We start from the raw sequence: 24,477 nt of genomic DNA, 5'->3' as shown, positions 1-24,477 counted from the left end.
CGGGTGACGCCGGCTACGCCTCGGGATCGAGCTTCACTTCCCAGAGCGATTTGCCATCGAGGTCGTGCAGCGACACGTGCATCGTGCGCGTGACCGGGTCGATCTTGGCACGGCCGTAATACTGCTGCAGCGCTGCCGGCGACTGGTTCTGCGGATTGTCCTTGGGAATGCTGATGTAGCGCAGGTCCGGCCCAAAGGTCTGATCCACTTCGTTCGGCCCGAACGTGCCCGCGTTGATCGGCCCACCGACGAATTCCCAGAACGGCTTGAACTCCGTGAACTTCGCGCGCGACGGGTGGTAGTACGTGGCCTGTGCGTAGTGCACGTCAGCCGTCACCCACACCACGTTCTGGATGTTCTCCTGCTTGATGAAGCGCAGGATCTCCGCCAGTTCCAGTTCGCGGCCCGACGGCGCGCCATCATCCGCATTGGCCCAGGCTTCGTAAGTGCCCTTGGGCACGTCCGGATTCAAATCGGGCACGATCAGCGAGATCGGCATGTCGCTGGCAATCACCTTCCAAGTCGCCTTCGACTGCTTGAGCGATTGCTTGAGCCACGCGGCCTGTGCCGGGCCGAGGAAGGCTGAATCGGCATCCAGCTTGGTCTGGCGGTTCGGCGAGTTGCGCCCGCGATAGCTGCGCTCGTCCAGCATGAAAACGTCGAGCAGCGGGCCGTATTGGAACGCGCGGTAGATCTGCTCGGGGTCGATCGGATTGAAGCGGAACGGGTTGTACTCGAACATCGCCTGCTTCGCGCGGGCGGCCAATAGCGACGCGCTGCGCTCTTGGTAGCGCTTCTCTTCCGGGCCGATTTGCTGCCCGGGATACCAGTTGTTGCGCACTTCGTGGTCGTCCCACTGCACGAGGAACGGCACTTCAGCCGAGAACGCCCGCTTGTTTTTGTCGAGCTGGTTGTAGGCGAAGGCACCCCGGTAGTCGTCGAGCGTTTGTGCAACGTGCGACTTGGCCTCGGTGACGAGGTTGGTCCACATCGAGCCGTCGGGCAGTTTCACCTCGGCCTGGATCGGGCCGTCGGCGTAGATCTGGTCGCCGGAGTGGATGAAGAAGTCGGGCGATTCGCGACGCATCGCTTCGTACAGCCGATATCCGCCAAAGCGCTCGTTGATGCCCCAGCCCTGGCCAGCTTCATCGCCTGAGAAGACGAAGCAGATCGGGCGATTGGCCGACACGGGTGCCGTGCGGAAACGGCCGGTGACGGGCTCGCTGAAGACTTTGTCGTGCACAAGGTCCTGGAAGCGGACGCGGTAGAACAGGTCAGCGCCAGCGGGCAGGCCCGTCAAGTCAACGCGGGCTGTGAGCCCGCCGCTTTCGAGGGCCGCTGGGCCAACGCGACGCGCGACGCTCTTGAAGGCAGCGTCCGTGGAATATTCGACGATCATGCGCGCAGGCCGGTCGGTGCGGCTCCAAACGATGGCGCTGTAGGCCGTGATATCGCCACTCATCACACCGCCAGGCAGTTGCGGGCGCAGGCGGTCGGACGTCACGGCGGCCGGCGCGACACCCTGGGCCAGCACATCGCCAATACGCGAGCCGAGCAGCGCGGTGCCGCTGGCGGAAACGAGACCTTTGATAAGCGTGCGGCGGGTCGGCTTGAAGATCGGCTGGTCGGACATGCGGGCTCCGGTGTCGGTGATGAAGGTGCCGGCCAGCCTAAGGCGTTTCCGTGACAACGCTACGTCACGCGGCCCCTTCCGTCACATCGATGGCGAGCGTCTCCTTGATCTCTTCCATCACGATGTAACTCTTGGACTGCACTGCGCCGGGCAGTTGCAGCAGGATGTCGCCCAGCAAGCGGCGGTATTCGCTCATCTCGCGAATGCGCGCCTTGATGAGGTAATCGAAATCGCCCGAGACGAGGTGGCACTCCAGCACCTCGGGAATGCGCAGCACCTCGCGCCGGAACTGTTCGAACATGTTGCCGGACTTGCTTCCCAGGCTGATCTCCACAAACACCAGCAGCGACGCACCCAGCATGGCCGGGTTGAGCCGCGCGTAGTAACCCAGGATGAAATGCTCGCGCTCCAGCCGTTTGACACGCTCGATGCACGGCGTGATGGTCAGGCCGACCGCCTCGGACAGCTCCTTCATCGACAGCCTTCCGTCTTTTTGCAGCAGGTCGAGGATGCGCCGATCGAGCTTATCGAGGGCCCGGACGGGCTTGCGCTGGGTTCGCATGATTGAAAACGCCTGAAAATCGAAATTGTTTCTGTTTCCGACAAATATACAGAAACAATTGCTGGACTTCTACGAATACGATAGCGACATCTATCGCAAATGCATCTCTGGGGAGTATCACCATGCGCGTGCTCGTTCTTGGCAGCGGCGTGATTGGCGTGACCAGCGCCTATTACCTGGCCCGCGCGGGCCATGAAGTCACCGTCGTCGACCGCGAAGCCGGTCCGGCGCTGGAGACTAGCTTTGCCAATGCTGGCCAGATCTCGCCGGGCTACGCGTCGCCGTGGGCCGCCCCGGGCGTGCCGCTCAAAGCCATCAAGTGGATGTTCCAGCAGCACGCGCCGCTCTCCATCCGCCCCGACGGCACGCTCTTCCAACTCAAGTGGATGTGGCAGATGCTGCGCAACTGCGACGCCGCCAGCTATGCGCAAAACAAGGAGCGCATGGTCCGCCTGGCCGAGTACAGCCGCGACTGCATCCGCGACCTGCGCGCCGACACCGGCATCGCCTACGAAGGCCGCCAGCAAGGCACGCTGCAAATCTTCCGCACCCAGCAACAGCTCGACGGCGCCGCGAACGACATCGCCGTGCTCGAGCGCGCCGGCGTGCCCTACGAACTGCTTTCACGCGAAGACCTCGTGCGCAGTGAACCAGGCCTGGCCTCGACCCGCCACAAGCTGGCCGGTGGCTTGCGCCTGCCCAATGACGAAACGGGCGATTGCCAACTCTTCACCACGCGCCTCGCCGCGATGGCGGAAAAGCTAGGCGTGCGCTTCCGTTTCAACAGCACGATCAACAGCCTCATCTTCAAGAACGACGCCGTACGCGGCGCGCTGGTCGACGGCCAGCCGATCGACGCCGATCTCGTGGTCGTGGCGCTGGGCAGCTACAGCACGCCGTTCCTGAAGAATCTGGTGAACGTGCCGGTCTACCCGCTCAAGGGTTTCTCGATCACCGTACCGATGACGGACCCGGCGAAGAGCCCTGCATCCACCATCCTGGACGAGACCTACAAAGTCGCCGTGACGCGCTTTGACGACCGCATCCGCGTGGGCGGCATGGCGCAGATCGTCGGCTACGACAAACGCCTGGACCCGGGCAAGCGCAAGACACTGGAGTTCGTGGTCAACGATCTGTTCCCGGGTGCCGGGGATGTGTCGCGCGCCTCGTTCTGGACCGGCCTGCGCCCGATGACGCCAGACGGCACGCCCATCGTTGGCCAGACGCCCGTGCGCGGCCTGTGGCTCAACACTGGCCACGGCACGTTGGGTTGGACCATGGCATGCGGCTCGGGCAAGCTGCTGTCGGATCTGGTGTCCGGCCGCTCGCCCGCCATCCGCTCGGATGACCTGTCGGTGTATCGCTACCTGGGCGGCACGCAGATGCCGGCAACCAAGCCTGCGCTTGCCTGATCACCTGCGCTGCATGCAACAAAAAGGGAGGCCGAAGCCTCCCTTTTTTGTTCCACTGATACCGCTTAGAACTGCACTTCCGGCATCGCACCGATCGTCTCGCCGCCCGTCAGCACGCTCTGCGCAATACCGGGTGCCTGCGTGAGCAACACGTCAGCGAACACGCGCGCCGTGGCGATCTTCGCACCATAGAAGTTCGGGTCTTCGCTCTCGCGGTCGATGGCCACCAGCAACGCACGCGCCATCTGCCAACCCGACAGCACGATGCCGCACAGTCGCAGATACGGCACGCTGCCCGCGAACACGGCATTCGGCTGCGCCTTAGTCTGCGCGACCACAAAGTGCACCACCGATTCCAGTGCCTCGCGACCTGCTGCCAGACGCGCCCGCATCGCGTCGCAATGCGCACCGCCCTTTGCTGCCAGCGCCGCTTCCACCTTGGCGATTTCCGCGCAAATGCCCAGTGCCACTGCGCCACCATCCCGCACCGTCTTGCGGCCGATCAGATCGTTGGCCTGAATGGCCGTGGTGCCTTCGTAGATCGGCAGGATGCGCGCATCACGATAAAACTGCGCGGCGCCCGTCTCTTCGATAAAGCCCATGCCGCCGTGCACCTGCACACCCAAGCTCGTCACGTCGATCGACATCTCGGTGCTCCAGCCCTTCACGATCGGCACCAGGAATTCGTACAGCGCTGCGTTCTGCTTGCGCGCTGCGTCATCGGCCGCGTGATGGCCGGCATCGCACGCTGCAGCAGCCACATAGGCCAGGGCACGCGCGCCTTCGGTCATGGCGCGCATCGTCAGCAGCATGCGCTTGACGTCCGGGTGGTGAATGATGGCCACGGCCTTGGCAGCAGAGCCATCTACCGGGCGGCTCTGCACGCGGTCGCGCGCATACGCCACGGCCTTCTGATACGCGCGCTCCGACACGCCGATGCCCTGCATGCCCACCGCATAACGCGCCGCGTTCATCATGATGAACATGTATTCCAGGCCGCGATTTTCTTCGCCGACCAGCGTACCGATCGCCCCGCCGTTGTCGCCAAATTGCAGCACCGCCGTCGGGCTCGCCTTGATGCCGAGCTTGTGTTCGATCGACACGCAATGTGCATCGTTGCGCGCGCCCAGCGAGCCGTCTTCATTGACCATGAACTTCGGCACCACGAAAAGCGAAATCCCCTTCACGCCTTCCGGCGCGCCCGGCGTCCGCGCCAGCACAAGGTGGACGATGTTCTCGGCCATGTCGTGCTCGCCCCAGGTGATGAAGATCTTCGTGCCGAAAATCTTGAACGTGCCGTCGCCGACCGGCTCGGCGCGCGTGCGCACGAGTGCCAGATCGGAGCCCGCCTGCGGCTCGGTCAGGTTCATCGTGCCCGTCCATTCGCCCGAGATGAGCTTGGGAACGAAAAGCTGTTTCTGCTCTTCGGTGCCGGCCGTCAGCAACGCCTCGATGGCGCCATCCGTCAGCAGCGGACACAGTGCGAACGACAGGTTGGCCGCATTCAGCATTTCGATGCACGCCGTGGCGATCAGCTTGGGCAAGCCCTGCCCGCCGTATTCCAGCGGGTGCTGCACACCCTGCCAGCCGCCTTGGCCGAACTGGGCGAACGCTTCTTTGAAACCCGCGGTAGCCGTGACGACGCCGTCTTTCCAACTGCTCGGATTGCGGTCGCCTTCCGCGTTGAGCGGCGCAACCACTTCACCGGTAAAGCGCGCGCTTTCTTCCAGCACGGCCTGCGCTGTGTCGGCGGTGGCGTCTTCAAAGCCAGGCAGCTTGGCGACGTTGTCCAGGCCGGCCAACTCGTTCATCACGAACAGCATGTCCTTGACTGGGGCTTGATAGGTCATGTCTCTCTCCAACTCTTGTTAAGCGCGATCAGGACAGTGCCTCATCGAGTGCGCAACGCACTCTCCTGATGGCGCTCGCGTATAAAAAAGCCGTTTCCAAACAGGTCGGAAACGGCTTTGCGTCGGGCATTGCTGCGCGCTTCTCTTGATGCGCGCAGCGCGGTGCGATCAGCCCAGTGCGGTCACCAGCTCCGGCACGACAGCGTTCAGGTCACCCACGAGGCCGTAGTCCGCCACCTGGAAGATCGGCGCTTCCGGATCCTTGTTGATCGCGACGATCACCTTGGAATCCTTCATGCCGGCCAAGTGCTGGATCGCGCCCGAGATACCGACGGCGATGTACAGCTGCGGCGCGACGATCTTGCCGGTCTGGCCAACCTGGTAGTCGTTCGGCACGAAGCCCGCGTCCACCGCGGCGCGCGAGGCACCCAGCGCGGCGCCCAGCTTGTCCGCCAGCGGCGTCAGCACCTTGGTGTAGTTTTCGCCCGAGCCCACGCCACGGCCGCCCGACACGATGATCTTGGCGGCGGTCAGTTCCGGGCGGTCGCTCTTCGTCACTTCACGCGAGACGAATTGCGAGATACCTGCGTCAGCCACGGCGGTCAGGCTTTCGGTTGCAGCGGAGCCACCGGTAGCGGCAGCCGGGTCGAATGCCGTGCCGCGCACGGTGATCACCTTCACCTTGTCTGCCGATTGCACGGTGGCAATCGCGTTGCCCGCGTAGATCGGGCGCTCGAAGGTGTCCGGGCCGTCGACCTTGGTGATGTCGGACAACTGGGCCACGTCGAGCTTGGCGGCCACGCGCGGCAGGATGTTTTTGCCGTAGGCGGTGGCGGGTGCCAGGATGTGGCTGTAGTTGCCGGCAACGGCCAGGGCCTGCTCGGCGACGTTCTCGGCCAAGCCATCGGCAAACTGAGGCGCGTCGGCCAACAGCACCTTGGTCACGCCGGCGATTTGCGCAGCGGCCTGGGCGGCAGCGCCGCAGCCAGCGCCGGCCACCAGCACGTGGACGTCACCACCGCATTGGGCGGCTGCCGTCACGGTGTTCAGCGTCGCGGCCTTGATGGATTGATTGTCGTGTTCAGCAATAACGAGTGCGGTCATCTTGATCTGCCTGTTCGGTGTGCTTGAAGTTGCGTGCAGTTGCGGAGGGTTACAAACCCGCCGCTTACAGCACCTTGGCTTCCGTCTTGAGCTTGGACACCAGCGTGGCCACATCGGGCACCATCACGCCGGCGCTGCGCTTGGCGGGCTCAACCACCTTCAGCGTCTTCAGGCGCGGTGCAACGTCCACACCCAGGTCTTCCGGCTTGACCGTGTCGAGCTGCTTCTTCTTCGCCTTCATGATGTTCGGCAGCGTCACGTAGCGCGGCTCGTTCAGGCGCAGGTCGGTGGTGACCACGGCCGGCAGCTTGACCGACAGGGTTTCCAGCCCACCGTCCACTTCACGCGTGACCGAAGCCTTGCCGTCGGCAATCTGCACCTTCGAGGCAAACGTGGCTTGCGGCAGGCCGGCCAGCGCAGCCAGCATCTGGCCGGTCTGGTTGGCGTCGTCGTCAATCGCCTGCTTGCCGAGGATGATCAGCTGAGGCTGTTCCTTGTCGACCAGCGCCTTGAGCAGCTTGGCGACGGCCAACGGCTGCAGCTCTTCGGCAGTCTCGACCAGAATACCGCGGTCAGCGCCGATGGCCATGGCGGTGCGCAGGGTTTCCTGGCACTGCGTCACGCCGCACGAGACGGCGATCACTTCAGTAGCGACGCCCGCTTCCTTCAGGCGAACCGCCTCTTCCACGGCGATCTCGTCGAACGGGTTCATGCTCATCTTGACGTTGGCAAGATCGACACCGCTGCCGTCCGTCTTCACGCGAACCTTCACGTTGTAATCGATCACGCGCTTGACTGCGACCAGGACTTTCATGCGCTCACTCCACTAATTGATAAGACGATTTTGCAAAACGCCGGCCATTATAAGGGGGGCCGGTCGCTCGCGTAATTTTTCCGAACGGTCGTGCTATTTTAACCGCGAAAATTTGCCGGACGCCAGTCAAACGTCCGGCAATCTGTTCGGTAGAACCCTCTACCGGGTCACCGAGGGATCACAAAGTGGTTACCAAGCCACAATCACCGCATCTTTGTACTTCGTCTTGACGAAGGACTTCACGGCGTCGGAATGATACGCCTTCACCAGCTTGGCAACCCAGGGTTGGTCCTTGTCGGCGGCGCGGATGGCGATCACGTTGGCATACGGGCCTTTCGGGCTTTCGATGGCGATGCCGTCCTTGGTCGGGTCCAGGTTGGCCTTCTCGGCGTAGTTGCCGTTGATGGCGGCGGCATCTAGATCATCCAGCGAGCGCGGCAGTTGCGCGGCATCCAACTCGACAAACTTCAGCTTCTTCGGGTTCTCGGCCACGTCGCGCGGCGAGGCCTTGAAACCGGCGTTCGGCTTGAGCTTAATCACGCCTTGCGATTGCAGCAGCAGGAGCGCGCGGCCTCCGTTGGTCGGATCGTTCGGCAGGCCGAAGCGCGCACCGTCCTTCAGTTCCTTCAGCGACTTGATCTTCTTCGAGTAGATACCCATCGGGAAGGTGATGGTCTGGCCGACGCTCACGAACTTGTAGCCACGCGTGGCAATCTGGTCATCGAGATACGGCTGGTGCTGATAGCTGTTGGCGTCCAGATCGCCGGCGGCCAAGGCGGCGTTCGGCTGGATGTAATCGTTGAACTCGACGATCTGCAGCTTCAGGCCATCCTTCTCGGCGACCTTCTTCACTTCTTCCATGATCTCGGCGTGCGGGCCGGCGGTGACGCCGATCTTGATCGGCTTGCTCTGCGCCAGGGCGCTGCCTGCGACCAATGCCAGTGCGGCACCAAGACTCGCGGACCATTGCAGCAGTTGACGGCGATTCATTGTGTTTCCTCGTTGTGTCTGTCGATTGGGTGATTAACGGTGGCTCAGGCGGCGCACGAGCCAATCGCCCGTCGATTGCACCGCCTGCACAAAGACGATCAGGATGACGACAACCGCCAGCATGATGTCCGATTCGTAGCGCTGATAGCCATAGCGAATGCCCAGATCGCCCAGGCCGCCACCGCCGATGGTACCGGCCATGGCCGAGTAGCCGACAAGACTGACGAAGGTGATCGTCAGGCCAGCGAGGATACCGGGCATCGCCTCGGGCAACAGCACCTTGTAGACGAGTTGACCCGTCGTAGCACCCATCGATTGGGCGGCTTCGATCAGGCCTCGGTCCACTTCGCGCAACGCGGTCTCGACCAGCCGAGCAACAAAAGGAATCGCAGCAATCGTCAGAGGCACGATGGCTGCGGCGGTGCCGATGGAGGAGCCCGCCAGCAGGCGCGTGAACGGAATCACCGCGACCAGCAGGATGATGAACGGCACCGAGCGCACAGCATTGACGACAAGACCAGCCACGCGGTTGAACACCGGCGCCGACAGCACGCCGCCCGAAGCCGTCAGATACAGCAGCACGCCCAGCGGCACGCCGAACAGCGCTCCAATGCCGCCGGACACGCCAACCATGGCGAGCGTTTCCCAAAAGGCCGGCAGGAACAGATCGGTCAGGTCAGACCACATGGTTGATCTCCTCGACCACCACGCCTTGCTCGCGCAGGAAGTTCATCGCGTTGTTGATATCGGAGGTTTCGCCCGACGCCAGGATCGCCAGCGAGCCAAAGGCCTGGCCCTGGATCTCGTCAATATGGCCGTGCAGGATGTTGAAGTCGAGCCCGTAGTTGCGGATCGCCTGCGCCAGCACCGGTTGGTCCACGCCTGCGCCGGTAAAGGCGAGACGGAACAGGTGGTCGCGGCCACCTTGCTCACGTGCGGTGAGACGGCTTTCCACGCGCGCCAGAACGGAGGGCGGCAGCTCTTGCGAGATCACCTCCCCGATGAGCGCGCGCGTCACGTCATGCGCGGGCTTCAGGAACACGTCAATCACGCGGCCCAGTTCCACCACCCGGCCGGCGTCGAGCACCGCCACCCGGTCGCACACCTGCTTGATGACTTCCATCTGGTGCGTAATCAGCACGATGGTCAGACCCAGTTCGCGGTTGATCTTGCGCAGCAGGTCAAGAATCGAGCGCGTGGTCTCCGGGTCCAGCGCGGAGGTCGCTTCGTCGGAGAGCAGCACATCGGGCTGGCTGGCGAGGGCGCGGGCGATGCCAACGCGCTGCTTCTGGCCACCGGAAATCTGCGCAGGGTAGCGGTCCTTGTGTGCAGACAGGCCCACCAGTTCCAGCAGCGGCAACACGATCTCGCGTATGCGTTCACGCGACGTGCCGGCCAACTCCAGCGGCAGCGCCACGTTGTCGTACACGGTGCGCGACGACAGCAAGTTGAAGTGCTGAAAGATCATGCCGATCTTGCGGCGCGCCTGACGCAGGCCGTCGGCATTGAGTGCGGTGAGCTCCTGCCCTGCCACGGTAACAGTGCCGGAGGTCGGCCGGTTCAGGAGATTGATGACGCGGACCAGCGTGCTCTTGCCCGCGCCACTGCGGCCGATGATGCCGAAGATCTCTCCCCGGTCGATGGCGAGGTCCACATCGCGCAGCGCGTGGACGTCATGGCCGCCCGCCCCCTGAAAGTGCTGCGATATCCCCTTGAGTTCGATCATGCGTACAGACAAAAACGGCAACCGCCCTGTGCCTAGGCCGTTGCCGTCTCTTTTTTGTTTGAATGAGGCGCTAGTGTAAGGCAGACCCTACATGCGAGGAACGATTCTTTAACGATGTCTTTATTACTTTTTCGAATGTCATCAACGATTCGTCATCGTCGACGGCTTAAAGCTCCGCCAGCGCCTTGATGTGCGCCACCACGCTGCGACCCAGCGCGCTGAGGTTGTAACCGCCCTCGAGGCAACTGACGATACGACCCTTGGCGTGCGTGCGCGCCACTTGCATGAGTTGCTTCGTAATCCACGCGTAGTCCGCCTCAACCAGGCCCATCTGGCCCAAATCATCTTCGCGGTGCGCATCGAAACCGGCGGAGATGAACAGCATCTCTGGCTGGAACGCCTCCAAGCGAGGCACCCAAATGGTCTCCACCACTTCGCGCACGGTCAGGCCGTTCGTGTACGCCGGCAGTGGAATGTTCACCATGTTGGCCGCAACCGCTTCCGTGCCGGAATACGGATAGAACGGGTGCTGAAAGATGCTGCACATCAGCACGCGCGGCTCATTGATGAACGCCGCTTCGGTGCCGTTACCGTGATGCACGTCAAAGTCGACGATCGCCACGCGTTGCAAGCCGTGATGCTCCAGCGCATGACGCGCAGCCACGGCCACGTTGTTGAAGAAGCAGAAGCCCATCGCCCGGCCCGGCTCCGCATGATGGCCAGGTGGGCGCACGCTGCAGAAGGCGTTCTCCAGTTCACCGGCGATGACCTTATCGGTGGCATCCACCGCGGCACCTGCGGCCAGCACCGCAGCCATATACGTGTGCGGGTTCATCGAGGTATCGGGATCGATCGGCATATAGCCGGCAATCGGCACGCTGGCCACCAACTCGCGCACGTATTCGGTGCGATGGACGCGACATAGCTGCGCCTCGGTGGCCGGCGGCGCCTCGCACGGAACGAGAAGATCGTCGATGCGGCTGGCGATGAGCTGGTCTTCGATCGCGCGCAGGCGGTCCGGGCATTCGGGATGGTGTGGTCCCATCTCGTGCCGGAGGAATTCGGGATGCGTGTAGAGGCCGGTCGCCATGTTGTTCTGATCCGGTGTGTTTCAGTGTCTCCAGCCGCTACGTTAGCACGGCGGTGCGACAACGCCGCACGCCCCGGGCGATCCGACAGACGCATCCGCTACAATGCCCCGATCCCGTATGAAGCCTGCCCATGAGCCAATCGCCTTCTTCCCGTCGTCCCGTATTGCGCGCCCTGGTGGCTGGCGCAGCGCTCTCCGCGCTCTCTTTCCCGGCGCTCTCGCTGGCTGCCAAGAAAGCCGCCAAATCGCCCAAGCGCCGCGTAGCGGTGCATGAAGAAGAGATCGACCCCGATCGTTATCGCAACAACCCGCAAACGCAGGCCTTCATCGGCATGCTGGTCGCCCAGTACAACTTTGACCGGACATCGCTCGATACGCTGTTTGCAGGCACGGCCTATTCCGCCACCGTGGCACGCCTGATCCTGCCGCCGGCCACGCCCGCACGTCGCAGCTGGACGGCTTATCGCGGCCGCTTCATCGAGCCGATCCGCATTGGCGCAGGCGTGCGGTTCTGGCAGCAATACGGCGACACGCTGCGCCGCGCCGAGAACGAATTCGGCGTGCCTGCCGACGTGATCGTGGGCATCCTGGGCGTCGAGACGATCTACGGCCGAGACATGGGCAACTTCCGCGTGATGGACGCGCTGTCCACGCTGGCCTTCGACTACCCCGACACGCCCAACCGCGAAGACCGCAGCACTATGTTCCGCAACCAGCTCAAGGACTTCCTGCTCTGGTGCCGTGACACGGGCGCGGATGCGTTCTCGATCCTTGGCTCATATGCGGGGGCAGTCGGCATTCCGCAATTTATGCCGACCAGCATCCGCGAATACGCCGTCGATTACGACCACGATGGTCATATCGACCTGCGCAACAGTGCGGTGGATGCCATTGGCAGCGTCGCGCGCTTCCTGCAGATGCACGGCTGGGAGCCGAAGCGCCCTGTGATGTGGAACATTGCCGGCGATACCGACAGCCAGGGCATTGCGGCAGCGGCCGCAGACGGCCAGCCGTATCCCGGCATGACGTTGTCCAGGCTCACACGCGCTGGTCTGGCCCTGGCTCCGGGCGTCGATGCCGCACGCGAGCAGGAAACCGAAGTGCTGATGATCGATCTGCCCACGCCGGGTCAACCGACCGAGTACCGCGTCGGCCTGCGCAACTTCTACGTGCTCACGCGCTACAACCGCAGCTTCTTTTACGCAGCCGCGGTGTACGAGTTGGGCCAGGCAGTACGGCAGGCAATGCAGGGTTGATCCGCCGCCCAGGCAAAGGCAAACGAAAAGCGCAGCCGAAGCTGCGCTTTTTTCGTGGCGATGCGGCGTGCCGTCAGGCTGGGAAGACGCCCGTCGACAAGTAGCGATCACCTCGGTCGCACACAATGAAAGCGATCGTCGCGTTTTCGACTTCCTCGGCTACACGCAGCGCTACGCACAACGCCCCCGCCGCAGAGATTCCACAGAAGATGCCTTCTTCGCGAGCCATGCGACGTGCCATGTGTTCGGCGTCGGACTGGCTCACCGACTCGGTGCGATCGATGTACTTAGGATCGTAGATCTTCGGCATGTACGCCTCAGGCCACTTGCGGATGCCCGGAATGCGCGAGCCTTCTTCCGGCTGCGCGCCAACGATCTGGATGCCGGCATTCTTCTCTTTCAGGAAGCGCGAGACACCGGTAATCGTGCCCGTCGTCCCCATCGCCGAAACGAAATGCGTGATGCGGCCTTCGGTGTCGCGCCACAGTTCGGGGCCGGTGGTCTCGTAGTGCGCGAGCGGGTTGTCCGGGTTGGCAAATTGATCGAGGATGACGCCCTTGCCTTCCTTTTCCATCGCATCGGCCAGGTCGCGTGCGTATTCCATGCCGCCCTTGACGGGGGTGAGAATGATCTCCGCGCCGTAAGCGGCCATGCTCTGGCGGCGTTCCACCGACAGGTCTTCCGGCATGATCAGCACCATCTTGTAGCCACGCACGGCGGCTGCCATGGCCAGGGCAATGCCCGTGTTGCCAGACGTGGACTCGATCAGCGTGTCACCCGGCTTGATGCGGCCACGCGCTTCGGCATGCTTGATCATGGACAGCGCAGGGCGATCCTTGACCGAGCCGGCGGGGTTATTGCCCTCGAGTTTGCCGAGGATGACATTGCCGCGGCGCGCGTTGCCTTCGCCGGGAATGCGCTGGAGCTGAACCAGCGGCGTGTTGCCGATGGTGTCTTCGATGGTGAGATAGGCCATGATGCGTGGGGGACGGGAATCAAAGCATTGTAATGCAGCCCAAATCCCTCCCCCGCACATGGCAAAACGCCCCGCTCGGGGCGGGGCGCTGTCGGCAGATAGTCGCAGACTTATTTCTTCTTCGCGTCCTTGCCGTCCTTCTTGGCTGCCGCCGGCGCCGGTGCCGGCGCACCGAACGTCAGACCCTCGTTCTCCAGCTTGACCAGTGTCTTGTCGCCAATGCCGGACACGCGGGCTTTGAAGTCGGCGGCGTCTTTGTACGGGCCATTCTTGGTGCGCTCTTCAATGATCGACTTGGAACGCTTGGGGCCGATGCCGGACAGCGTTTCAAGCGCGGCATGATCTGCAGTATTCACATCTACCGCGGCCCACGAGACCGACAGCATCGACAGCGACATCAACGCGGTGGCCAACAGCTTCTTCAACATGTGCTTCTCCTTGGTATAGGGAATAAAAAAACCGCCACGTGAGCGGCGGTTTCGGCACATCTTAAAGAGCATCCTGGCGATGCTGCAGCGCGCGAACAAAAAGTCACACGCTGTCTGATTGTTAGCAGGACTGACCGATCAGGCCGGCTGCTTCAACAGCCACTGGCAGTAACGCTCCACGCCTTCCTGGACCGTCAGGAACGGCGCCGTGTAGCCCGCCGCGCGCAGGCGCGACTGGTCAGCCTGCGTGAAGCACTGGTACTTGCCGCGCAACGCATCGGGAAATTTCACGTACTCGATCAGGCCTTCCTGTGACAGTTCTTCGGTGGAAAGCGCCGGCTTGCCATCCGCTGCGCGCAACGTGTTCACGACCGTCGTCGCGATGTCGTTAAACGGCTGCGCGCGGCCCGTGCCGAGGTTGAAGATGCCCGACTTGTCCGGATTGTCGAAGAAGAACAGGTTGACCTTCACCACATCTTCCACGGACACGAAATCGCGCATCTGGCCGCCCTGCGGGTAGCCGTTGTACTCGCCGAACAGCTTGACGGTGCCTTCAGCGCGGAACTGGTTGAAGTTGTGGAATGCCACAGACGCCATGCGACCCTTGTGCTGCTCGCGTTGGCCGTAGACGTTGAAGTAGCGGAAGCCGACGATCTGCGACAGCGCGGTCGGCATGACACGGCGCACGATCTGGTCGAACAGCAGCTTGGAATAGCCGTACACGTTGAGCGGCCGCTCGAACTCGGGCTCTTCGCGGAACGTTTCCGACGCGCCGTACGTGGCCGCCGACGAGGCATAGAGGAGCTGCACGCCTTGGTCCAGACACGCGCGCATCACCGCCAGCGAGTAGCGGTAATTGTTGTCCATCATGTAGCGACCATCGGTCTCCATGGTGTCGGAGCAGGCGCCCTCATGGAAGATTGCGCGGACTTTGCCGAACTCGCCGCGCGCAAAGCGTTCGACAAAATCGGTCTTGTCCAGGTAGTCGCTGATCTGGCAGTCAACGATGTTTTTGAACTTGTCGGCCCGCGTCAGGTTGTCGACGGCGATGATGTCGGTCTCGCCGCGCTCGTTCAGGCCTTTGACGATGTTGGCGCCGATAAAGCCAGCCGCGCCGGTGACGATGATGGTCATGATCCGTTGATCAGGTGATCAGTTGAAGAGTTCTGCGTAGGTGACGACAGCCGTGCCCAGCTTGCCGACGACGATGCCGCCTGCGCGATTCGCGTACTGCACGGCTTCCTTGATGTTGGCCCCCGCGCCCAGCAGTGTGGCCAGCGTAGCGATCACGGTATCGCCCGCGCCCGAGACGTCGAACACTTCCCGCGCCTGCGCTGACACGTGCAACACCTCGTGCTCGGTATAGAGCGTCATGCCTTCTTCCGAGCGTGTAAGCAGCAGTGCCTCGAGCTGCAGTTCGCGACGCAGGTTCTGTGCACGGATGGTGAGGTCCTGCTCGGATTTCCACGAGCCGACCACCTGACGCATTTCAGCGCGGTTGGGCGTGATCATGGTTGCGCCCTTGTAGCGCGAATAATCGTCGCCCTTCGGGTCGACCAGCACGCGGCGGCCCGCCTGGCGTGCCGTCTCGATCATCTTGCCCACGTGCGTGAGACCACCCTTACCGTAGTCCGACAGCACCACCACGTCGTGCTGCGGCACCAGCATGGCGAAACGATCGAGCACCGACATCAGCACTTCGTGTGTGGGCGCGTTCTCAAAATCGACGCGGATCAATTGTTGCTGACGTGCCAGCACGCGCAGCTTGATCGTCGTGTTGACCGCCGGGTCCCGATGCAAGTGACCCGTAACGTGGCTCTCGCCAAGCAGTGTTTCAATGGTGCGGCCCGGTTCGTCGTCGCCAATCACCCCGAGCATGGTGGCCTGCGCGCCCAGTGCCGCCACGTTGCGCGCCACGTTGGCGGCACCACCAAGGCGTTCTTCCTGGCGCTTGATCTGCACGACCGGTACCGGCGCTTCCGGCGAAATCCGATCGACGTCTCCAAACCAGTAGCGGTCGAGCATCATGTCGCCGACCACGAGAATACGGGCGGCGTGGATCTGTTCGGAAGCGAGCGTGGTCATGGGTCTGGGCGTCGGCAGCGGCCGGTGGTTCTCGGTGATTACGATTGGGTGGAGCGCCCGATGGCCTGGTATTCAAAGCCCGCATCGCGCATGGCTTGCGGCTCGAACAGGTTGCGGCCGTCGAACACCATCGGCGTCTTCAACAGGGCCTTTACGGCGTTGAAATCCGGGCTGCGGAACGCCTTCCACTCGGTCACGATGACCAGCGCGTCGGCATTCTTGAGCGCATCCATCTGACCGGCGCAGAACGTCACGCGTTCCAGTTGTTCGGCAGAAAGATCGAGCGCCAGCGCATGGCGGGCCTCTTCCATCGCAACCGGGTCATACACTTGCACGCGCGCGCCACGCCCCAGCAGCGCACCGATCAGGATGCGGCTTGGTGCTTCGCGCATGTCATCGGTGTTCGGCTTGAAAGCCAGCCCCCAGATGGCGAACGTGCGGCCGGTCAGGTCGGCGCCCATGCGGTCTTCGATCTTGTCGACCAGCACTTCCTTCTGCTTGTCGTTGACGGCTTCGACCGCTTCCAGCACGTGCAGCGTCTGACCGTACTCCTGCGCCGTGCGCACCAGCGCCTGCACATCCTTCGGGAAACACGAACCGCCGTAGCCAGTGCCGGCGTAGAGGAAGCTGTAGCCGATCCGCGGGTCGGAGCCGATGCCAAGGCGAACGAGTTCGATATCCGCGCCCACCTTGTCGGCCAGATTGGCCATCTCGTTCATGAACGAGATGCGTGTGGCCAGCATCGAATTGGCGGCGTACTTGGTGAACTCTGCGGAGCGCACGTCCATGTAGAACGTGCGTTCGTGGTTGCGGTTGAACGGCGCGTAAAGCGTGCGCATGATGGCCTTGGCGCGCAGACCGTCGTTATCGCCATACGTGCCGAGCACGATGCGGTCCGGGCGCATGAAGTCGTCCACCGCAGCGCCTTCTTTCAGGAATTCGGGGTTCGACACCACCGAAAAGCCGATGTCCGACTTGCCGCGCGTTGCCAGCACTTCGCCAACCGCAGCGCGCACCTTGTCGCCCGTTCCCACCGGCACCGTCGATTTGTCGACGATCACCTTGAAGCCCGTCATGTGCTGGGCGATGTTGCGGGCGGCCGCGAGCACGTACTTCAGGTCGGCCGAACCGTCTTCATCGGGCGGCGTGCCCACAGCGATGAACTGCACGTCGCCGTGCGCCACGCTGGCAGCCACGTCGGTCGAAAACTGGATGCGGCCGGCCGCGCGGTTGCGCTCGATCAGCTCCTTCAGGCCCGGTTCGTAGATGGGCACGCCGCCGGCGTTGAGCAGGTCGATCTTCTTCTGGTCGACGTCGAGGCAGAACACATCGTTGCCAAGCTCCGCCAAACATGCGCCGGTGACCAGACCGACATAACCGCTACCGATGATGGTGATTTTCATACGAACACTTGAAGATTAAAAAAGCGCCAGCGCGGCTGCTACAAACAGGCCGCGCCGGACTGAATTACATGCTCGCACCGCCGCTGCCGCCGAGTGTCTCGGTACGGCGCGGTGCATATGTTTCCCAGCGGTTGCAGCCGGGGCACTGCCAATAGAACAGACGCGCGCGGAAACCGCACTCCTGGCAGGTATAGCGCGCCAGATTGCGCGTACGACTTTGCAGCAAATCGCGAATGGCGCCGAGATCCTGCGCGCGCTGGATATCGGCATTGCTGCCCGCTTCAACGGGGTCTGCCAGCGCACTTTCGGCGACGTCGGCCGTCGCGGGTGCCTCATTGCCAACCGCCTCGGACGCGCGAGTCGCTTCGGCCTCCACGAGCCGCGTCAACGCCATCAGCGACGGCTGACGACGGATCTGGTCGCGCATCAGCGCCACGGCATCGTCAATACCATGCACATCCAATTCGTACTTGTAGACCGTATCGAGCAGTTCGGGGCCCAGGCGCGCGTCCATCTTGGAGCGCAGCCATGCGAGTCCCTCGGCGGCTCGGCCAAGCTGCGTGTACGCCTTCATCAACCGTTCAGCCACCAACGGCAAGAACGCTGTGTTTTGCTGTTCAATGCTGCGCCAGCGCTTGATGGCGCCTTCAACATCGCCCCGCCCTTGCGCCACATCGCCCAACTGGATGGTGGCGCGCACGTTCTTGGGGTTCTCCTGCAAGGCACGTTCGAGCCATTCGACGGCTGTCGGCACATCTTTGCGCTGCAGCGCTTCCTGTGCGACCTCGCAGCAGAACTGCGCAATCTGCACAGCGTAATCCTTGCCTTGCAGCTTTTGCAATTCGCGCGCTGCGTCAATGGCCTTGCGCCACTCCTTCTCGATTTCGTATAACTCGAGCAGCACGCGCTTGGCCGGCTCAGCGAATGTGCCTTCCATCAGCATGCGCAGGGATTCCTCTGCGCGATCCAACAGGCCCGCGCGCAGGAAATCCTGCCCCAGTTCAAACAACGCGTGATCGCGCTCATTGGGGGGAAGATCGGGGCGGTTGACGAGGTTTTGATGAACGCGGATGGCACGTTCGGTTTCGCCGCGGCGGCGGAACAGGCTACCGAGCGCAAAGTGCAGCTCCGTGGTCTCCGGGTCCAGACGCGCAACTTCAATGAAAGCGTCGATGGCCTTGTCCGGCTGCTCGTTGAGCAGGAAATTGAGCCCCTTGAAGTACGAGCGCGGCAGCGACGATTGTTCGGTGCGCAACTGGCGGGCATCGAGCCGAGCGGCCACCCAGCCCAAGCCAAACACCAGGGGGATGGCCAACAGCCACCAGAGATCAAAATCCATGCGTCAGACCTTGGGGCCGGGAACGTGATACGGAGAATCGGCGACTACGGGGGTCGGCACCTCGATCACCTCATCCGCCTTCTTCATGCGACCGATCTGGCGACGCAAGCGGCTTGCCGTAAAGCGATGCCGCATCACGCGCGGCGCCATCGCCAGCATGGCCAACAAGATGCCGGCGACAAAGAATGCCAAGGCGATCAGGATCAACGGTGCATGCCAGACCACGCCAAACGGGAGCACGAGCGAGACTTCCGCCGTGTTGTGCAGTGCCAGCACGAAGAGCAGCACGAACAACAGAATGCGGATGGCCCAGACGAGAAATTTCATGCGGATTCGGAAACGGGCGGCGGTGCAACAGCCGGAAACGGCGCGATTGCCGGGTTGTGCCGCATTGTAGCGGATTCATATGGCGGCCAGCCACGCCAGGCTTGGCGGCGGACAAGCATCGCCGGAATAAAAAACGCCCCGGCAAGCGGGGCGTTCCTGAAACTACCAAGTGCTACCTAGGCTTAGCGCGACATTGCCAGCGGCACCGCCGTGTCTACCGGAAAACCGGCAGCCTGACGGGTGCTGTCAGCCTGTCTCGAAGCCTTTACAGTCGCGAGCGACACGGCAGGCTCACCCTCCAAAGAAGGCTCGCATTGTCGCTCCAGGCTGCGGTCAACCCGTTCGCGCAACTCCTTGCCCGCCTTGAAGTGCGGCACCCGCTTCTCGGGTACCAACACCTTCTCGCCTGACTTGGGATTGCGGCCGACACGCGGCGGACGACGATTCAGACCGAAACTTCCGAATCCGCGGATCTCGATGCGGTGGCCGTCCGCCAGGGCGTCGGACATCGCATCCAGGATCGTCTTGACCGCGATATCGGCATCCCGCAGCAGCAGCTGCGGAAAGCGAGCGGCCAGCTTTTCCACGAGTTCGGACTTGGTCATGGGCATCTTGCGCGCGTCCTCGTCGTTCTTTAGGGTCGACCCGGTTGATGCTTACTGATTGGTTTCGTTCAGCTTGGCCTTCAGCAGCGCGCCGAGGTTCGTGGTACCAGCTGCGCCGGTATCCGCCGAGAACTTCTGCATCGCTTCCTGTTGGTCAGCGCTGTCCTTCGCCTTGATGGAGACGTTGATGTTGCGCGACTTGCGATCGATGTTGACGATCATCGCGGTCATCGTTTCGCCTTCCTTCAGCACGTTGCGGGCATCCTCCACGCGGTCGCTCGAGATTTCCGAGGCGCGCAGGTAGCCTTCAACGTCGTCAGCCAACTGCACCACGGCACCCTTCGGATCAACAGCCTTGATCGTGACCGGCACGATCGAACCCTTGTCGTTGGTCGAGATGAAGTTGTTGAACGGGTCGCCCGACAGTTGCTTGATACCCAGCGAGATGCGTTCCTTGTCGACGTCGATGGCCAGCACAACGGCTTCGACTTCGTCGCCCTTCTTGTACTTGCGAACGGCTTCTTCGCCAGTCTCTTGCCACGACAGGTCCGACAGGTGCACCAGGCCGTCAATGCCGCCCGGCAAACCGATGAACACACCGAAGTCCGTGATCGACTTGATCTGGCCAGCCAGCTTGTCGCCCTTCTTCTGGTTGCGCGCGAAATCGTCCCACGGGTTGGCCTTGCACTGCTTCATGCCCAGGCTGATACGACGCTTGTCTTCGTCGATATCCAGAACCATGACTTCCACTTCGTCGCCCAGCTGGACAACCTTCGACGGGGCCACGTTCTTGTTGGTCCAGTCCATTTCCGACACGTGGACCAGGCCTTCGATACCGGCTTCGATCTCGACGAATGCGCCGTAGTCGGTCAGGTTGGTCACCTTGCCGAACAGGCGGGTGCCTTGCGGGTAGCGGCGCGAGATGCCGACCCACGGATCTTCGCCCAGTTGCTTGACGCCCAGCGAGACGCGGTTCTTCTCTTGGTCGAACTTGAGGATCTTGGCGGTGATTTCCTGGCCAACCGACAGCACTTCGCTCGGGTGACGCACACGACGCCATGCCAGGTCGGTAATGTGCAGCAGACCGTCGATGCCACCCAGATCCACGAACGCGCCGTAGTCGGTGATGTTCTTGACGATACCGTTGACGATCGCGCCTTCCTTGAGCGTCTCCATCAGCTTCTGACGCTCTTCGCCCAGCGTGGCTTCAACCACGGCACGGCGCGACAGCACAACGTTGTTGCGCTTGCGGTCCAGCTTGATGACCTTGAATTCGAGGGTCTTGCCTTCGTACGGCGTGGTGTCCTTGATCGGACGCACGTCGACGAGCGAACCCGGCAGGAATGCACGAATACCGTTGACCATGACGGTCAGGCCGCCCTTGACCTTGCCGGTCACGGTACCGGAGATGATCTCGCCGGATTCCAGTGCCTTCTCAAGGTTCAGCCACGAAGCCAGACGCTTGGCCTTGTCGCGCGACAGGATGGTGTCGCCGTAGCCGTTTTCCAGTGCGTCAATAGCGACCGAAACGTAGTCGCCGATTTGCACTTCGAGTTCACCCTGATCGTTCAGGAATTCCTCGATGGGTACAAACGCTTCAGACTTCAGGCCCGCGTTCACAACGACGAAATTGTGGTCGATACGCACAACTTCCGCAGAGATGACCTCGCCAGCCTTCATATTGGTCTGGGCGATCGACTCTTCGAACAGGGCGGCAAAAGATTCGTTAGTTTGGGACATAAAAAATAGGCATCCGCAGAACATGCCTCGCATTGCTTTCGCACAGAATGGGCGAAGACACGCATGCGGGGTTATAAGTTGAACAACCGCCGGCGGCGACATGCCACCGGCACCGATCGAACCAGTTCAGCCGAGTCAGTTCGCCTTGTTGGCGCCCTGCACCTGACGGTACCAGTCCAGTACCTGCGCGACCACTTCATCGACCGTCATGTCGGACGAATCCAGTTGCCGCGCATCTTGCGCCGGACGCAGCGGCGCGACACTGCGGGTGCGATCCCGCAAATCACGCGCCTCCAAGTCCTGCGAAAGACTTTCCACTGTAGCAGAAAAACCCTTTGCAATCAATTGTTTATGGCGCCGCTCGGCGCGAGCCTGCACGCTTGCCGTCAGGAACACCTTGAGCGCCGCTTCGGGAAAAACCACCGTACCCATATCGCGGCCGTCGGCCACGAGGCCGGGCGCTTCCAGGAACGCACGCTGACGTGCATGTAACGCCTCTCGCACCGCGCCATGCACGGCGATGGCCGAAGCCTGGTTGCCAACGGACTCATGGCGTAGCGCCAAGCTCACATCCTCACCTTTGAGCCAGATGTGATCTGCCTTGAAGCGCACATCGAGTTCGCGGGCGATGCGTACGAGGCTCTCGACGTCGTGGTCGTCGATGTTCTCGCGCATGCTGGCAAGGGCCACCAATCGATATAGCGACCCACTATCCAGCAGATGAAAGCCGAGAAGATCTGCGACCTGGTGAGCGACCGTGCCCTTGCCAGATGCGGTCGGACCGTCGATGGTGATGACCGGATACGGCGTGAAAGCAGCGGTGTTGGACATGATGAACTCGGGCAGTTAATTGCGATTCAAGCGGTGATACCGCCGAACGCCGTGAAGTATTCTGGGAACGTCTTGGCTACGCAGCGCGGGTCATTGATACGCACGGGCACCGGGCCGAACGCCGCCAGCGAAAAAGCCATTGCCATTCGATGGTCATCGTAGGTGTCGATGCCGCCGACCGGCGGGGTCCATTGCGATGGAGGGGTTACTCGAATGTAGTCGGGGCCTTCCTCCACCTCGGCGCCAAGCTTGCGCAATTCGGTAGCCATGGCGCTCAGCCGGTCGGTCTCCTTGACGCGCCAGCTCGCAATGTTGGTCAGCGTGGTCGTGCCGTCGGCAAACAGCGCGGCCACCGCCAGCGTCATTGCCGCATCCGGAATGTGATTGCAATCCAGCTCGACGGCGTGCAGCTTGCCGTCGTCGCGCTCGACGCCGCGCACTTCGATCCAGTTGCCGCCAGCCATGACGTTGGCGCCCATGCGATTAAGCGCGTCAGCAAAGCGGACATCGCCCTGGATGCTGGACATGCCCACCCCCTCCACACGCACCGGCCCACCACCAAGCGCGCCGGCGGCCAGGAAGTACGACGCGGACGAAGCATCGCCTTCCACAAAAATCTCCCCGGGCGCCTTGTAGGCAACGCCGGTCGGCACGCTGAACGACGCCCAGCCGTCGCGCGCAACCTGCACGCCGAAGCGCGCCATCAGGTTCAGCGTGATTTCGATGTAAGGCTTGGAAATCAACTCGCCAACCACTTCGATGGTGACATTGCCGGCAGACTCGACCAGCGGCAGTGCCATCAGCAAAGCCGTCAGGAACTGACTCGACACATCGCCGCGCACGCGGATCGGCGCGTCGATCTTGACCGGCGCCGCGTGGATCGCCAGCGGCGGATAGCCAGCGTTGCCCGTGTAGTCGATGCTCGCGCCAACTTGGCGCAAGCCGTCGACCAAGTCCCCAATCGGCCGCTCGTGCATGCGCGGCACGCCGTGCAGCGTGTACTCGCCGCCTTGCAGCGCCAGCGCGGCCGTCAGCGGGCGGATGGCTGTGCCGGCGTTGCCCATGAACAGATCAGCCGACTTATTCGGAAAGCGGCCGCCAGTGCCGATGACACGGTACGCGTTGTCGCCCAGGCCTTCGACCGAGACGCCCAGCTTGCCAAGCGCATCGAGCATGACGCGCGTGTCGTCAGAGTCGAGCAGGTCGCGCACCACGGTCTCGCCTTGGGCGAGCGCCGCGAGCAGCAGCACACGGTTGGAGATGCTCTTCGAGCCCGGCAGCTTGATGGTGCCGCGCGCCGTCTTCAGCGGACCGACGTCCAGATATTCCATGAATCCACTCAGTTCAAAACAAACGTTATTCAGGTTGTGCGCCAGCGGCATTTCCCGGTGCCACACGTTGCGGCCACGCCAAGCGCGCTTCGCTGGCACGGCGGAACACGCGCTCGAGCGCGGCGCCGTCGCGCTCCGCAATCATCGTCTTCAGACGCCCGATCACAGCCTCGTAGGTCGTAAGCTCACGCAGCAGCGCTTCGCGATTCGACAGGCAGATGTCACGCCACATCTCGGGCGAAGATGCGGCGATGCGCGTGAAATCGCGGAAGCCGCCACCGGCAAAATCGAGCTTGAGCGCACCGTCTTCGGCATTGATGATCTGCGCGACCAGCGCATATGACAGCACGTGCGGCAGGTGGCTGACGGCGGCGAACACGGCGTCGTGCTGCACGGCCGACATGATGTGGCAATACGCTCCCGCCGCTTCCCACATCGCCTGCACACGGGCAACGTCGCTGCGCCGGTTTTCCTGCAGGGGGCAAAGCACGGTCTTTTTGCCGACATAGAGATCGGCCAGCGCAGCCTCCACGCCGTTCAGCTCTCGGCCGGCAATCGGGTGGGCCGGAACGAACTGGCTGACCTGATCGCCCAGCGCCGTCTTGGCGGCCATGATGACGTCGGACTTGGTGCTGCCGGCATCCGTGACGATGGTGTCCGGGCCCAGATGCGGCTGCATGGCGAGCAGCAACGGCAGCGTCTGCGCGACGGGCGCGCACAGCACGACCATGTCGGCGCCACGCACAGCCTCTTCCATCGGCAGGGCTTCGTCGATCACGCCCAGACGGATCGCCGCCTCAAGCGACGCGGCAGATCGCCCGACGCCTACTACATGCCCAACCACACCCGCACGACGCAACCCCAGCGCCAGCGAACCGCCAATCAGGCCGACGCCGACAATCACCAACCGGGAACTGGAAAAAGAAGAGGCCACAACACCGCCCTGCCAGAAAAAAGCAAAGCGGCATTGTAGCC

Annotated in this window: 23 protein-coding genes; 2 read left to right on the top strand and 21 right to left on the bottom strand. The window is 62.6% G+C overall.

The window, feature by feature from the left end:
• Nucleotides 1–13: 13 nt before the first annotated feature.
• Nucleotides 14–1,633 carry an alkaline phosphatase D family protein gene (locus ACCD03_RS03955; protein WP_325654047.1) on the bottom strand — a complete coding sequence of 540 codons (1,620 nt, stop codon included), beginning with the start codon at nt 1,631–1,633 and terminating at the stop codon, nt 14–16.
• Nucleotides 1,634–1,697: 64 nt separating this feature from the next.
• On the bottom strand, nt 1,698–2,195 hold the full coding sequence (locus tag ACCD03_RS03950; protein WP_253536673.1) for an Lrp/AsnC ligand binding domain-containing protein: 498 nt from the start codon (nt 2,193–2,195) through the stop codon (nt 1,698–1,700).
• Nucleotides 2,196–2,317: 122 nt separating this feature from the next.
• Between ACCD03_RS03950 and ACCD03_RS03945 the strand changes: the two genes are divergently transcribed.
• Nucleotides 2,318–3,607 (top strand): D-amino acid dehydrogenase, encoded by a 1,290-nt coding sequence (locus ACCD03_RS03945; protein WP_413410925.1) that lies wholly within the window; start codon nt 2,318–2,320, stop codon nt 3,605–3,607.
• A gap of 65 nt (nt 3,608–3,672) precedes the next feature.
• Here the strand turns inward: ACCD03_RS03945 and ACCD03_RS03940 are convergent, their stop codons facing one another.
• From ACCD03_RS03940 to ACCD03_RS03910, 7 genes are all read right to left on the bottom strand, one after another.
• Nucleotides 3,673–5,457 carry an acyl-CoA dehydrogenase gene (locus ACCD03_RS03940; RefSeq protein WP_325654042.1) on the bottom strand — a complete coding sequence of 595 codons (1,785 nt, stop codon included), beginning with the start codon at nt 5,455–5,457 and terminating at the stop codon, nt 3,673–3,675.
• 168 nt (nt 5,458–5,625) lie between these two features.
• Entirely contained in the window at nt 5,626–6,561 is a 936-nt protein-coding gene (locus tag ACCD03_RS03935) for an electron transfer flavoprotein subunit alpha/FixB family protein (protein ID WP_316673615.1), read from the bottom strand.
• Nucleotides 6,562–6,625: 64 nt separating this feature from the next.
• Nucleotides 6,626–7,375, bottom strand: a complete 750-nt coding sequence (locus tag ACCD03_RS03930) for an electron transfer flavoprotein subunit beta/FixA family protein (protein WP_147216743.1) — start codon at nt 7,373–7,375, stop codon at nt 6,626–6,628.
• 189 nt (nt 7,376–7,564) lie between these two features.
• Nucleotides 7,565–8,365, bottom strand: a complete 801-nt coding sequence (locus ACCD03_RS03925) for a MetQ/NlpA family ABC transporter substrate-binding protein (RefSeq protein ID WP_045204497.1) — start codon at nt 8,363–8,365, stop codon at nt 7,565–7,567.
• 33 nt (nt 8,366–8,398) lie between these two features.
• The gene (locus ACCD03_RS03920; protein WP_316658238.1) at nt 8,399–9,052 is read right to left on the bottom strand and encodes a methionine ABC transporter permease; all 654 of its coding nucleotides are present in this window, start codon (nt 9,050–9,052) and stop codon (nt 8,399–8,401) included.
• Nucleotides 9,042–10,091, bottom strand: coding sequence for a methionine ABC transporter ATP-binding protein (locus ACCD03_RS03915; RefSeq protein ID WP_413410924.1), 1,050 nt, complete (start codon nt 10,089–10,091; stop codon nt 9,042–9,044). The genes ACCD03_RS03920 and ACCD03_RS03915 overlap by 11 nt, the downstream gene beginning before the upstream one ends.
• A 166-nt stretch (nt 10,092–10,257) precedes the next feature.
• Complete coding sequence (locus ACCD03_RS03910) at nt 10,258–11,181, bottom strand: histone deacetylase family protein (RefSeq protein ID WP_253536668.1); 924 nt, start codon at nt 11,179–11,181, stop codon at nt 10,258–10,260.
• Between the two features lie 131 nt (nt 11,182–11,312).
• On the opposite strand from ACCD03_RS03910, the gene mltB reads away from it, so the two are divergent.
• Nucleotides 11,313–12,437 (top strand): lytic murein transglycosylase B, encoded by a 1,125-nt coding sequence (gene mltB, locus ACCD03_RS03905; protein WP_413410923.1) that lies wholly within the window; start codon nt 11,313–11,315, stop codon nt 12,435–12,437.
• A gap of 73 nt (nt 12,438–12,510) precedes the next feature.
• On the opposite strand, the gene cysM is transcribed toward mltB, so the two are convergent.
• The 12 genes from cysM to ACCD03_RS03845 form a co-directional block, all read right to left on the bottom strand.
• Nucleotides 12,511–13,413, bottom strand: a complete 903-nt coding sequence (cysM, locus tag ACCD03_RS03900) for a cysteine synthase CysM (RefSeq protein WP_045204501.1) — start codon at nt 13,411–13,413, stop codon at nt 12,511–12,513.
• Nucleotides 13,414–13,523: 110 nt separating this feature from the next.
• Nucleotides 13,524–13,841, bottom strand: a complete 318-nt coding sequence (locus tag ACCD03_RS03895; protein ID WP_413410922.1) for a ComEA family DNA-binding protein — start codon at nt 13,839–13,841, stop codon at nt 13,524–13,526.
• Nucleotides 13,842–13,979: 138 nt separating this feature from the next.
• Nucleotides 13,980–14,975, bottom strand: coding sequence for an ADP-glyceromanno-heptose 6-epimerase (gene rfaD / locus ACCD03_RS03890; protein ID WP_413410921.1), 996 nt, complete (start codon nt 14,973–14,975; stop codon nt 13,980–13,982).
• Nucleotides 14,976–14,993: 18 nt separating this feature from the next.
• Nucleotides 14,994–15,926 (bottom strand): D-glycero-beta-D-manno-heptose-7-phosphate kinase, encoded by a 933-nt coding sequence (rfaE1, locus tag ACCD03_RS03885; protein WP_413410920.1) that lies wholly within the window; start codon nt 15,924–15,926, stop codon nt 14,994–14,996.
• Between the two features lie 38 nt (nt 15,927–15,964).
• Nucleotides 15,965–17,329 (bottom strand): UDP-glucose dehydrogenase family protein, encoded by a 1,365-nt coding sequence (locus ACCD03_RS03880; protein WP_413410919.1) that lies wholly within the window; start codon nt 17,327–17,329, stop codon nt 15,965–15,967.
• 64 nt (nt 17,330–17,393) lie between these two features.
• Nucleotides 17,394–18,668 (bottom strand): lipopolysaccharide assembly protein LapB, encoded by a 1,275-nt coding sequence (lapB, locus tag ACCD03_RS03875; protein WP_316673642.1) that lies wholly within the window; start codon nt 18,666–18,668, stop codon nt 17,394–17,396.
• Nucleotides 18,669–18,671: 3 nt separating this feature from the next.
• On the bottom strand, nt 18,672–18,995 hold the full coding sequence (locus ACCD03_RS03870; protein WP_045204505.1) for a lipopolysaccharide assembly LapA domain-containing protein: 324 nt from the start codon (nt 18,993–18,995) through the stop codon (nt 18,672–18,674).
• 182 nt (nt 18,996–19,177) lie between these two features.
• Nucleotides 19,178–19,606, bottom strand: coding sequence for an integration host factor subunit beta (locus ACCD03_RS03865; protein WP_413410918.1), 429 nt, complete (start codon nt 19,604–19,606; stop codon nt 19,178–19,180).
• Between the two features lie 45 nt (nt 19,607–19,651).
• Nucleotides 19,652–21,340, bottom strand: coding sequence for a 30S ribosomal protein S1 (gene rpsA, locus ACCD03_RS03860; protein WP_045204507.1), 1,689 nt, complete (start codon nt 21,338–21,340; stop codon nt 19,652–19,654).
• Nucleotides 21,341–21,475: 135 nt separating this feature from the next.
• Nucleotides 21,476–22,171, bottom strand: a complete 696-nt coding sequence (gene cmk, locus ACCD03_RS03855) for a (d)CMP kinase (RefSeq protein ID WP_413410917.1) — start codon at nt 22,169–22,171, stop codon at nt 21,476–21,478.
• Nucleotides 22,172–22,197: 26 nt separating this feature from the next.
• A complete protein-coding gene (gene aroA / locus ACCD03_RS03850; protein ID WP_413410916.1) occupies nt 22,198–23,502 on the bottom strand; it encodes a 3-phosphoshikimate 1-carboxyvinyltransferase in 1,305 nt (434 codons plus the stop codon).
• A gap of 25 nt (nt 23,503–23,527) precedes the next feature.
• A complete protein-coding gene (locus ACCD03_RS03845; RefSeq protein ID WP_413410915.1) occupies nt 23,528–24,436 on the bottom strand; it encodes a prephenate dehydrogenase in 909 nt (302 codons plus the stop codon).
• Nucleotides 24,437–24,477: the final 41 nt, after the last annotated feature.

The organism is Ralstonia sp. Ralssp135 (assembly GCF_047304345.1).
Lineage (GTDB): Bacteria > Pseudomonadota > Gammaproteobacteria > Burkholderiales > Burkholderiaceae > Ralstonia > Ralstonia chuxiongensis.
The sequence above is the reverse complement of the archived record's forward strand: the minus strand, read 5'-3'. Positions and strand labels throughout refer to the sequence as shown.